The sequence below is a fragment of the Nocardioides sp. 1609 genome (assembly GCF_004522105.1).
GTDB lineage: Bacteria > Actinomycetota > Actinomycetes > Propionibacteriales > Nocardioidaceae > Nocardioides.
Genome location: NZ_SPUJ01000003.1, coordinates 792,690 through 804,771, shown reverse-complemented (window position 1 = coordinate 804,771; position 12,082 = coordinate 792,690). Strand labels below are relative to the sequence as shown.

Sequence of the window (12,082 nt, the reverse complement as noted above, 5' to 3'; positions counted from 1 at the left end):
ACCCCCGAGCCGATCCCGGGTGCCGTGGCGTCGACGGCCTACCGGCTCCAGTAGACGGCGCCTGCCGCCGTGACCAACCAGACGACGGCCAGCGCCTGCAGCACGCGGTCGGTCAGAGCGATGTCCTCGGGCTCGCCGGCCGTGCGCGCGTCGATCGCCAAGGCGTAGCGCAGCACCGCGAGGACGAACGGCGCGATCGAGATGACGGTCAGCGTGGACCCGCCGGACACGTCGTTGATCTCGAAGGCCCACAGGCTGTAGACGATGATGAGCAGGCCCGCCGACATCGTCCACACGAACCGCAGGTACGACGTGGTGTACCTCTCCAGCGACTTGCGGGTCGGTCCTTCGCCGGCGAGGTCGAGGTGCGCCTCGGCGTAGCGCTTGCCGGCCGCCATGAAGAGAGAGCCGAACGTCGCGGACAGCAGGAACCACTGCGAGAGCGGGATCCCCGACGCGACGCCGCCGGCGACGGCGCGCAGCACGAACCCGCTGGCGACGACGGCGATGTCGAGCACGGGCTCGTGCTTGAGGAACAGTGAGTAGGCCAGGCTCATGGCGAGGTAGCCGGCGATGACCGCCGCCAGCGGGAGGCCCGACAGGAGGCTGACTCCCACGGCAAGGGTCTGGAGGACCGCGCCCGCGCCGAAGGCGGCCCGGATCGGCAGGGCGCCCGAGGCCACCGGGCGCAGGCACTTGACCGGGTGCCGTCGGTCGGACTCGACGTCGAGGGCGTCGTTGACCAGGTACACGCCCGAGGCCGCCAGGCAGTACGCCACCAGCGCGATCAGCGAGTCCACCAGGACGGCCCGCTCGTCGAGCCGCCCGGCCATGAGGGGCGCGCCGAGCACCAACAGGTTCTTGCTCCACTGCCGCGGTCGTGCGCCATCGGCGACCGCGCGCACGCGCTCGCACCCTAGGATCACGCGCGCACCTTACCGGGTACCGTGTGCCCGGCATCGACACCGAGGAGGGCGACATCGAAGGCCGAGCAGAGACGCGCGAGGTCGGTAGACGCCTGATCGATGCATGGCCGCTGGTGCTCACCTACGCCTGGTTGATGGCGATGTCGTTCCTGCAGCAGCCGGGACGCACCACGTTCGACACCAAGTTCGACCTCACCGCGAATCCCGGGCCGTTCCTGGCCCGGAGCCTCACGCTCTGGAACCCCGGCGCGTCGTTCGGGGAGCTCCAGAACCAGGCGTACGGCTACCTCTTCCCGCAGGGGACCTTCTTCCTCCTCGGCGACGTCGCGGGTCTCCCCGACTGGGTGACGCAGCGACTGTGGAGCGGCCTCGTCCTGATCGTCGCGTTCGAGGGGTGTCGGCGGCTGGTCCTGGCGCTGATGCCAGGGTGCTCGGCCTGGGCGGCCTGGCTCGGCGCAGCCTCCTACGCGGCTGCACCGCGGCTCCTGGGCCTGTCCGGCGTCCTGAGCGGGGAGGTGCTCCCGACCGCGGTCCTGCCGTGGGTGGTCCTGCCGATCGTGCTGGCGCACCGAGGTCGCCTGACGCCGAGGACGGCGGCCGCCGCCTCCGGCGTCGCGATGCTGTTCCTCGGCGGCGTCAACGCGGTGGGAAACCTCGCGACCCTCCCCGTGGTCCTCCTGGTGGTGCTGGCCGGCCGGCGCCGGCCCGGCGGTGGCGACCTCGTGCGTTGGTGGCTGGGGGCGGTCGTCCTGGCGAGCGCCTGGTGGGCACTGCCGTTGCTCGTCCTGGGACGTTTCAGCCCGCCCTTCCTCGACTACATCGAGACCTCGAGCGCAGTCGAGCGCCCGCTGGGCTGGACCAACGTCACGCGGGGGGCCGACCACTGGGTCGGCTACTTCGAGGTCGGGGGCGAGCCGTGGTGGCCGGGGTCCTACCTCCTTGCCACCTCACCCCTGCTCATCGCCGTCACCGCCCTGGTCGCCGGGCTCGGCCTGTGGGGCCTGACCCGGTCGACGATGCCCCTGCGCCGCGCCCTGCTCGCCAGCCTCCTCCTCGGGGCGCTGTGCCTGACCCTGCCGCGGGACGGGTCGCTCGCGTCGCCGTTGCAGGGGCCCGTGCAGGGGCTGCTCGACGGCGCCCTGGCGATGCTCCGCAACGTCCACAAGGTCGATCCGCTCCTCCGACTGCCGCTGGCCCTGGGCCTGGCCCACCTCGCGACGCGCTGGAGCGACGTCCGGATGCCGCGCCTGGTCACGGCCGCGCCGCTCGTCAACGCCGTGGTGCTGGTGCTGGTCCTGCTGTCCGCCCAGCCCCTCTGGACGGGACAGATGCGGAAGGAGGGGTGGGAGACGGTCCCGGAGCCGTGGGAGGAGGCCGCGGCGTTCCTCGACGGCGTCGACGGGACTGGCTCCGCGCTGATCCTGCCCGGCGCGAGCTTCGGGCTCCAGACGTGGGGCGCGACCATCGACGAGCCGATGCAGGGCCTGGCCGAGACACCGTGGGTGACGCGCAGCCAGGTCCCGCTGACCCCGGGCCCGACGATCCGCCTGCTCGACGCGGTGCAGGAGCGTGTCGCGGACGGCCGCGGATCGCCGGTGCTGGCCGACCTGCTCGCTCGCTCGGGCATCGAGTACGTCGTCGTCCGCCGTGATCTCGAGCTGACCAGCGGCGCCGCAGACCTGGGACGGGTCGATCTCGCGCTGACCCGGTCCCCGGGGTTGCGCAAGGTTGCCGGATTCGGGAGCACCGGGCTGGGTGACCAGGCGCTGATCGACGTCCTCGAGGTGGAGCCGGCGGCCCAGCGCGTCGTGGCCGTGCCTACCTCGGACGTGCTGACCCTGGCCGGCAGCTCCGAGGACGTGCTGACGGCGATGGAGGCCGGCGTCCTCGACCCGACCACCCCGGTGGTCGTCGAGGGCGAGGAGAACTGGCCGGTCGGCGTCCCCGACCTGGTCGGCGACGGGCTGCGCAAGCGCGAGCGCGGGTTCGGCGCCCTGGAGGCGACCGGTCCCGTCATGGCGCTCGACGAGGAGCACCGCTACCGCCGGGCGGCCTACGACTTCGCCGGACCGGAGTCCACGGCCCCCCTCTACGCCGACTACGGCGACGCGGTGTCGACGATCGTGGCGTCGTCGTCGGCGGCCTACAGCGACAGCTTCGGCGAGTCCCGCCCGGACAACGCCCCGCACCAGGCCTTCGACGGCGACGACTCCACCTACTGGCAGTCCGCACCCCTGCTCGATCCCGTGGGGCAGTGGGTCGAGGTGCGGTTCCGCGAGGACGTGGCCTTCCCGGGCGTCACCGTCAGCACGCGACCGCTCGAGACCGGGGGCGCCGAGCTCCTGCGCGTGCGGGTGACGGCGGGGACGAACGACGTCACCGTCCCGGTCGACCCGGAGACCGGACTGGCCACCGCGGCGCTGCGCGGCACCTTCGACCGGGTACGCGTGACCGTGGAGGAGACCCGCGACGGTGCGGGCGCGGCAGGCAGTGGCGTGGTGGCCATCACCGAGGTGTCCCTCCCGGACCTGGTCGCCCCACGATCACTCGCCATCCCGGCCGACGGCGCGGACGCCGGCACGACCTTCGTGCTGCGCGCCGCGGCGCACCGACGCACCTGCCTCGACGCGGGCCTGGGGACCAACTGCTGGCCGGTCACCGGGGCCCGGACCAGCGACGAGGAAGCGGGGTTGTTCCGTCGCCTGACCGTCGACGAGGCCACCTCCTGGCAGGTCTCGGGGACCGTCGTGGCCCGCGCGACCGACGGCGCGCAACGGCTGCTCGCGCCGCTGGGCGGCGTCCGGGCGACGGCCTCGTCGGTCTACCTGGGTGAGCCCGGGGTCGCCGCGCAGCTCGCGACCGATGCCGACCCCGAGACGTTCTGGGCCGCGGCCCAGGGCGACGAGGAGCCCACGCTCCGGCTGGCCTGGGACACCCCCGTCACGATCGACGAGCTGCGCGTGACGGCCGCACCCGACAGCATGGCGCCGCCGACGACCGCCGTCGTCGTGGCGGGCGAGGAGACCCGACGCATCGACCTGTCGAGCGGGGTGGCCAGCTTCGCCCCGCTGCGAGCCGAGTCGATGGAGGTGCGGTTCGACGCGCAGCCGAGCTCCGATCGTCCGCTCGGCGTCGCCGAGGTCAGCGCTCCTGCGCTGCGGTCGCTGGTCCAGCCTCTGACGCGGAAGAGCGCGACCGGCGCGATCTGCGGTCTGGGACCCGAGATCGTCGTCGACGGCGCGGTGTACCCGACCCGCGTGGCCGGCGTGATCGGTGACGTGGTGGACGGGACCGCGATGACGCTGGAGTCGTGTGGCGGCCCGGTCACCGTCGCTGCCGGCACGCACGAGGTCGACGTCGTCTCGACGGCTCAGTTCGCCCCGACCTCGGTCGTGCTGAGGCCGAGCGACCTGCCCGACACCGCGCTCCCGCCGCAGGAGTCGACCTCGCCGGTCGTGCGGGCCTGGGGGAGCACCCGCCGCCTGGTGCGACTCGAACCAGGACCGGAGCGGCTGCTCGTCGTCAACGAGAACTTCAACCCCGGCTGGGAGGCCTCGTCGGGCGACGATGCGTTGAAGCCGGTCCGGGTCGACGGGTGGAAGCAGGGCTTCGTCGTCCCTGCGGGTTCGGGGGGCGACGTCGAGATCGCCTTCACCCCCGGCACGACGTATCGCGTCGCGCTGCTCGCCGGCCTCCTCGGGGCGCTGGCGCTCGCCGTGGCGCTGGTGCGCGGGCTGCGCTCCGATCGTCGTCGCGTGCCGTGCGAGGAGACCGACGGGGCCGCGGGTCTGACCTGCGGCGGCGACGTCGGGCGACCGTCCACCGGCTGGGTCGTGGTCGGTGTCGCGACGCTCGCACTGCTCGGGGGCCCCGCGGTCGCCCTCGGCCTGCTGGTCGGTGTCGTGGCGCGGCGTGTCCTGGGCGACCCCGGTCTGGTGGGAGCGCTGCTGGTCGGCGGCGCCGGCGTCGCCGCGGCGGTGGTGGCGGTGTCCTCCCCGGGGCTGCCCCCGCTGCTGTGCGACCTGGTGGCCGGCACCGGCGTAGGCTGCCTCGGCGTCGCGTTGCTGACCGGGGTCGATCGTCGTGCCGAGGCGGCGCCGTCGGACGTGGGGGTGGACCGTGTCGTGGCTCCGTGAGCGCGTGCCCGCCCCGTGGCGGAAGCGGGCAGGGGCGATCGCCCTGCTGATGATCGCTGTCCAGCTGGTGTGGCGCGCGTCGTTGCTGGCCGAGGGCTACCTGACCCAGGACGACTTCCAGATGACGCGGATCGGCCGCGAGTCGATGTCCGCGGAGATGCTCTTCCAGGACTACTCCGGCCACATCTGGCCGGGCAACTTCATGCTGGCGTGGGCCCACGCGCGGCTCGGTCCCCTCGACTGGGCGGGGTACGCCGTCGAGATCCTGCTCCTGCAGCTGGTGGCCGCGGTGCTCGCCTGGCTCGTGCTGTCGCGCCTGCTCCCGGACTCGTCGCTCCGGGTGCCCCTGCTGGCAGTAGCCCTGTTCAACCCCCTCACGTGGTGGCCGACGGCCTGGTGGGCCGCTGCGATCGGGTTCCTGCCGACGAGCATCGCGGTGCTGGGTGCGACGTGGGCGCTCCTGGTGCACCTGCAGGACGGGCGTCGCTGGGCGCCACCGGCGGTGGTCGGCATCGTCGTCCTCGGCCTGCAGTTCCAGGAGCGCGCCGTGCTCGTGCTCCTTGTCCTCGGCTTCGTCGCAGCGGCGCACGCACCCTCGCGGGGACCTCGCGCGATCCGCGAGGCGTGGCTGGCCCGCCGTCCGCTGTGGTCCGTGCTCGTGGTGATCGTGGCCGTCTACCTGGTGCTGCACCGGGCGCTGGCGCCGATCGAGACGGCCGACGCGGGCTCGGGTGGCGCGGCCGAGCTGGTCTGGAACTTCGTCGTGCGCACCGCGGTCCCCGGCCTCGTGGGTGGGCCGTGGCAGGCGGACGTCCTCAGCGACGTCCTCCTGCTCCCCGAGGTGTACGCGGTCGTCGCGGCGTGGATCCTGCTTCTCGCGGTGGTGGTCTGGTCCTTGCGGCGCGGAGGACGTCGGGTCGCCTGGGGCTGGCTGCTCCTGGCCTCCTACGTGGTCGCCGACGTGGCGGTGCTGTTCGCCGGTCGCACGGCGCTCGGTCCCGCCCTGGCGCTGGCCCCGCGCTACGCGGCCGACATCGTCCCCGTCCTCGTCGTCGCGCTCGGGCTCGTGCTCCGCGAGGTCGAGGCGGCAGCGCTGCGCGCCCCTCGGCCCCAGGCCGCCCCGCGGGGGGACGGGCGACGACGGACGGTGGTCGTGGCCCTGGTGACGGTGGCCTACGTCGTGTCGTCGGCGACGACGATGCAGCTGATCACTCCGCACACCAGCAACTCCGCCGATCGGGAGTACGTCCAGAACCTCCGCGACGAGGTCCGGGCCCAACCCGACGCGATCATCATCGACTCCGCACCGCCGGAGGACGTGATGACCTTCTGGTTCGGCAGCGACGCACGGGTCTCGACGGTGATCGGCCTCGCGCCCGAGCAACCGCTCTTCGACCTTCCCAGCCACGACCTGCGCATCGCGGACTCCGGCGGCCGGCTCCAGCCCGTCGAGGTCCTGGGCGGCGAGTCCATGCGGCCCGCGGACGCCGGCACCGCGTGCGGCTACGCCGTCACCGACCGACCGGTGCGGATCCCGCTCGAGGGCGAGGTCTCGGGCGACCCGCTCGTCGCCCGGATCTCCTACTTCACCTCGGTGCGCGGGTCACTCGGGATCACGGGTGGCGACACGAGCGTGGTGGGACCCCTGCGCTCGGCCGGGGTGCTCTACGCCGTCGTCCGCGGCGACGTGGACGCCCTCACCCTGAGCCTGGAGGACGACCTCTCCTCGTCGGACGGGTCGGACGGGTCGGACGGGTCGGACGGTCCGGGCGGCACGGTGTGCGTGACCGCGCTCGACGTCGGGTTCCCGGTTGCCCGCGGCGGTTCCTGACCCGGCCGCGTGCGCGGTAGGGTTCCGCGTCCTGTCCCCACCGCCTCGAGGAGCCGAGCAGGTGCGTTCGTCCCAGCGCGGCCGGCGAACCGGCCTGGACTCCGTCCGGGACGCCCAGGAGGTCGTCGGGATGTACGGAGATCCCGACACGACGTGGGGGATCTGCGTCGAGCTCCGGCTGGCCGGGGCCGTCGATGCCGACCTGGTCGCCCACCGGGTCGCCGACCTCTGCGCGCGGGAGCCGCACCTCGGGACACCGCCGGTCGTCGACCGCCCGGACGACGCGAGGTGGGCGACTGCTCGGGGCGAGGTCGCCGCCGCTCCGTACGGACCGCGCTCGCCGCTGCTGCGACTGGCCCTGACCGAGGACGGCACCGGTCTCCTCGTCGGCGCCCACCACGGGGCCGTCGACGGACTCGGCCTGCTCGCCGTGGCCGGCACCGCCCTGGGACGCGACCTGCGCACGAAGGCACGCGGCATCGGGGACCGTGCCGCCCCGCACGGGTTCCTGACCTCGAGCCTGCTCCGGGTCGGCGAAGCACTGGTGCACCCACCGTCTCGGTTCCCGGGGGTCGGTGACCCGGGTGCGGCGGGCGAGGACCTCACCGCCGTCACCCGGCCGCGGGTCGGGCGGGGCACGGCGGACCTGGCGCGCGCGGTGCTCGCGGCGCACGACGAGTCACCGACGCGCGACCGGCGACGGTCCGTCGTCGTCATCGGGGCCTCGCGACGGACGACCGACCTGCCGTCGGCGGACCGGCAGACCGCCTACCTCAGGCTCCGCGTCGGCCCGGACCAGGACCACACGGCTGTCGGAGCCGCGATCGCGGGCCTGCGCCCGGAGCCCGACTTCCCCGAGACCTCCGCCAAGGGAACCGGCCCCCTCCTCGTCCGGCTGCTCCGCAACCGTCTCGGGTCGACGGCGATCCTGAGCAACCTCGGTCTCGTCGAGGGGGACGGCGTCTCGTCGCTGGCGATGTACCCGGCGACGAGCGGACCGCGGGCGGTCGCCATCGGTCTGGCTTCGAGCGGGACCACCACGACCGTCTCGCTGCGGACGCGTCGCCGCGACCTCGATGCGCAGGAGCACGCCCGGCTGCTCGCCGCGATCGCCGAGAGGTTCTTCGACTGACTCCGGCTCCGGCTCCGGCGCGGCGCAGGGCTCAGTACGGGTCGTACGGCGAGTCGTGACCGACCAGCCGCGCGACGGGACGCAGGCGCAGGCGCAGCAAGACCTTGATCCCGACGTTGCGCAGCCACCACGGCACCTCGCGCACCACGCGGAGGCGGTCCGCGAGTCGCGGACGGGCGGTCCGGAACAGGGCCATCGAACCCTCGCGCCGCACGTAGGTGAGGTCGCGGGCGAACAGCACGCGCGCCAGGATGCCGAGCGTCACGCCGATCGAGGAGTACGCGTCGTGCACCAGGATCGGTGCGTTGCGAGGGAGGAAGGAGCGCCAGCGCAGGTCGTCGCTGAAGGTCCAGAAGTCATGCTTGCCGTCGATGTAGAGGTAGTCGAAGCCGTCGCTCCACCCGGGGCGGGCGCGGGTCGAGTAGTCCTCCACGTGTCGGACCACACCGGCCACGCCGGCCTCCTCCAGGTGCGCGAGGAACCTGGTCCTCGTCGGCGCCCCGCCGAACAGCCGGCCCTCGACGAAGGGGTCGATCGCGATCACGGTGCCGCCGGTGGCGCTGGCGACCTGCCCGAGGACGACGGTCGAGCGACCCTGGTGACTGCCGATCTCCAGCAGGGTCGCGCCGTGCGGCAGCGCCAGCGCCTCGTCGTACAGCAGCCTGGCCTGGTCTCGGGTCAACCAGCCGGGGATCCGGTCGGCCACCTCCCAGGCCCGGTCGAACTGCTCGTCGGGGGTGGTCACCTCGTCGGGCGCTGTCACGGGGATCACACGAGAACGACGGCTGCGCATCACAGGCGGCAGGCTACCTGTCGCCGCCGGCGCGAGGCTCAGCCGAGCCGCGGTGCCTCGTCGGCCGGGTCGGGGCGGCCGACCTCGCGCAGCGCCAGCGCCGTCAGGACGACGACCAGCACGGCGTCGACGGCGCCGACGGCCGTGGCCAGACCGGTGAGGCTGCCGGCGAACATGCCGGCGACCACGATGACGGCGACGCCGGCCCAGATGAGGTGCGTCGAGCGGTGGCTCTGGCGTCCGAGCGCGGAGTAGACGAGCAGCTGCAGGGTGGCGAGCAGGATGCCCAGCAGCGCGAACAGCCACAGCCGGGTCTCGACCTCGGCGTACTCGGCGCCGCCGACGAACACCAGCGCCACGGGGCTGAGGAGGTAGCCGCCGAGGGTGCAGACGGCGCCGGTGACGGCCAGCACGAGCAGCCCGCGCACGAGCGCGGCGCGGCGCGAGGCGTGCGCCGACATGGAGGGGAAGAGCACGACGATGACGAACTGGGGGAGGAACAGGACCGCCTTGGTGACGATGAGCCCGCCGGCGTAGAGCCCGGCCGTGTGCTCGTCGAGGGTGCGGCGGGCGATGAGGATGTCGACGTTCTGCAGCACGAAGAACGCGAGCAGCACGACCGAGCTGGTGGCGATCTCGGCCAGCACCCGGCGGGCGGGAGCGGCATCGACATCGGGCTCGGCGCCCGCGCGGGGCCGGCGCAGCGCGATCGTGCCGACGGCGATCGGAGCGAGCAGCCCGACCAGGACGGCGAGCATGGCGGCCGTCGTGGTCGGGCTGACGGCGACGAACAGGCACCCCAGGACTAGCCGGGGGATCCCCATGGCGAGGTAGAGCAAGCCCAGGGAGCGCCAGCGCCGTTCACCCTGGAGCACGCCGGCCTGGCCGCCCATCACGGTCAGCGGGCCGGCCGCGAGCGCCACGAGGACGGCGGGCCAGGCGGTGTCGAGCCGCAGCAGGTGCACCACCAACGGGGTGGCGGCCAGCGCGAGCAGGCTGATCCCGAGCGCGACCCGGTAGGAGAGACGCAGGATGGAGCGCTCGACGGCCTCGACGTGGTCGCCGTCGGCGGCGATCCGACGGGCCGCGGTGGCCTGGAGCCCCAGCTGCGGCACGGAGAGCACGAGCAGGAACGCCATCAGGCCGGCCACCGCGCCGTACTCGGCCGGCCCGAGGAGACGCGCCGAGACGACCTGGAACCCGTACGTCGCCACGTTCATCACCAGCATCGCCACGGCGATGCCGGCGCTGCCGCGCAGGCCGGTGCCACCGTCGGTCGTCGCGGGACTGGGCACCGGTGGACCTTAGGCCATCGCGCCGCGCGCCACGCGCGCGCCACGGCTCCGGTGCCGTGGTTGGATCGCGCTCGTGGCCAGACACGTGCGGCGAGGGGCGCAGGTGCGCGGCGTCCTGCCCCACGCCTGGTCGGTGGTGCTGGCCCTCCTCATGCTCGGGCCCGCGCTCGGTCGCGGGTTCGTGCTCACCTACGACATGGTGTGGGTGCCCGACCTCGTGCTGCGCGCCGACTTCCTCGGACTGGCGAGCGGGCTGCCGCGCGCCGTGCCGAGCGACGCGGTGGTCGCGGTCCTCGACGAGGCCGTGCCCGGCGAGCTGCTCCAGAAGCTCGTGCTGCTCGCGGCCCTGGTCGGCGCCGGCACCGGGGCCGCGCACCTGCTCGGGACGCTGCCGCTGTCGGGCCGGCTCGTGGCCGTCAGCGTCTACCAGTGGAACCCGCTGGTGGTCGAACGGCTCCTGATCGGGCACTGGCCGGTGCTGCTGGGGTACGCCGCGCTGCCCTGGATCGTCGTGGCGGCCCGGGCGTGGCGCCGCACGGGGCGACTTCCCGTGTCCCTGTGCGTCCTGCTCCCGGCGGCCTCGCTCAGCGCGAGTGCCGGGGTCGCGGCGGCCGTCGTCCTGGTGGCGGTGGCGGCGACCCGGCGGCCGGCGCACCTGGTGCGGGTGGTGGCGCTGGCGGCCGCCGCGAACGCCCCCTGGTTCGTCGCGGGGATCCTGCACGCCGCGAACGCGACGACGACGGGCAGCGGGGCGGAAGCCTTCGCCCTGGCCGACGAGGGCAGCATCCCCGCTCCGGTGGCCGCGCTCACCCTGGGTGGCATCTGGAACTCCGAGGTCGTCCCCGACGCTCGGGCCGGGCTGCTCGGCTGGGTCGCCACGGTGACCCTGCTGGTGCTGGCCGCGGCCGGCGCGCGGCGGTGGTGGCGGGCCACCGAGCGCCGCGACGCCGTGGCCCTCGTGGCGGTGTGGGGCCTCGGCTTCGTCCTCGCGGTGTCGACGTGGGCAGCGCCGGACGCCGCGGGCTGGTTGTTCAGCACCGTGCCCGGGGCCGGACTGTTCCGCGACGGCGCGCGGGTGCTGGTGCTCTGTGCGCCGCTCCTGGTGGTGCTCGTCGCGCACGGCACCGAGCCCGCGCTCCGGGTGCTCGCCCCCGAGGCGGGTTCGCGCGCGGTGTTCGCGCCGGTGCTCGTGGTGCTGCCCGTCGTCCTGCTGCCGGGCGCGCTGCTGGGCGCCGGGGGCCGGCTCGGTGCCGTCGACTTCCCGGGGTCCTACGCGGCGGCCCGCGCGGCGACCGGCACGGGGGCGGCGCAGGGAAGCGTGGCCGGCGACCTGGTGAGCCTGCCGCTGTCGAGCTACCGCCAGCCGTCCTGGAACGACGACCGCAAGGTGCTCGACCCGGTGTGGCGCTACCTGCCCCGCAACTACGTGGCGAGCGACGAGCTGGTGGTCGCCGGGACGACGCTGCCGGGGGAGGACCCCCGTGTCGCCGACGTGCGCCGCGCCCTCGCGCTGGGGACGCCCGAGGAGCGGGCCGCCGCCCTGGCCGCGGAGGGCATCGGCGTGGTGGTCACCGACACGACCGCCGTCGGCGAGGCCCCGGAGGTCGCGGGCCGGGTGCTCCTCGACGGTGCCCTGCGGGTCGTGGCCGTCGACGACCCCTCTGCGCCGGTGCGACGCAGGACGTGGGACGTCGGGATGGGGGCGGCCTGGGCCGCCTTCGTCGGCTGCCTCGCGACCGGTCTGGTGCTGGTCGCGGCTCGCCGCGGCCGGACCCGCGCCAATCCCGGTCAGGACCGCGAACGATGCTACGGTGTGCCACCGACTAGGAGGGCTTCACGTGGGAACCAGCAGCATTGTGACTCTGATCGCGACGATGGTCGTGGGCGGCGCCGTTGGCGCGGCCGGGATCGTGGGACTCGTCAGCAGCCAGACGGCAGCGCCTGACAAGTCGCCGATCAGCGTCGAGAA

7 protein-coding genes are annotated in these 12,082 nt (G+C 74.1%); 4 read left to right on the top strand and 3 right to left on the bottom strand.

Annotation, left to right across the window (positions count from 1 at the left end; genetic code table 11):
* Positions 1-38: 38 nt before the first annotated feature.
* Entirely contained in the window at positions 39-905 is an 867-nt protein-coding gene (locus E4623_RS10010; RefSeq protein WP_245154992.1) for a decaprenyl-phosphate phosphoribosyltransferase, read from the bottom strand.
* A 44-nt stretch (positions 906-949) separates the two neighbouring features.
* On the opposite strand from E4623_RS10010, the gene E4623_RS10005 reads away from it, so the two are divergent.
* The 3 genes from E4623_RS10005 to E4623_RS09995 all read left to right on the top strand — a co-directional run bounded on the left by E4623_RS10005 (position 950) and on the right by E4623_RS09995 (position 8,025).
* On the top strand, positions 950-5,062 hold the full coding sequence (locus tag E4623_RS10005; protein ID WP_134766338.1) for an alpha-(1->3)-arabinofuranosyltransferase family protein: 4,113 nt from the start codon (positions 950-952) through the stop codon (positions 5,060-5,062).
* On the top strand, positions 5,046-6,893 hold the full coding sequence (locus E4623_RS10000) for a hypothetical protein (protein WP_134766337.1): 1,848 nt from the start codon (positions 5,046-5,048) through the stop codon (positions 6,891-6,893). Before E4623_RS10005 ends, E4623_RS10000 begins: the two co-directional genes overlap by 17 nt.
* Positions 6,894-6,954: 61 nt before the next feature.
* Positions 6,955-8,025, top strand: a complete 1,071-nt coding sequence (locus E4623_RS09995) for a hypothetical protein (protein WP_134766336.1) — start codon at positions 6,955-6,957, stop codon at positions 8,023-8,025.
* A gap of 31 nt (positions 8,026-8,056) precedes the next feature.
* Here the strand turns inward: E4623_RS09995 and E4623_RS09990 are convergent, their stop codons facing one another.
* Positions 8,057-8,788 (bottom strand): class I SAM-dependent methyltransferase, encoded by a 732-nt coding sequence (locus E4623_RS09990; protein ID WP_209020591.1) that lies wholly within the window; start codon positions 8,786-8,788, stop codon positions 8,057-8,059.
* Positions 8,789-8,856: 68 nt separating this feature from the next.
* Positions 8,857-10,113: a lipopolysaccharide biosynthesis protein gene (locus tag E4623_RS09985; RefSeq protein WP_245154991.1), complete on the bottom strand. Its 1,257-nt coding sequence runs from the start codon at positions 10,111-10,113 to the stop codon at positions 8,857-8,859.
* A 73-nt stretch (positions 10,114-10,186) separates the two neighbouring features.
* On the opposite strand from E4623_RS09985, the gene E4623_RS09980 reads away from it, so the two are divergent.
* Positions 10,187-12,058 (top strand): hypothetical protein, encoded by a 1,872-nt coding sequence (locus E4623_RS09980; RefSeq protein ID WP_134766335.1) that lies wholly within the window; start codon positions 10,187-10,189, stop codon positions 12,056-12,058.
* Positions 12,059-12,082 lie beyond the last annotated feature (24 nt).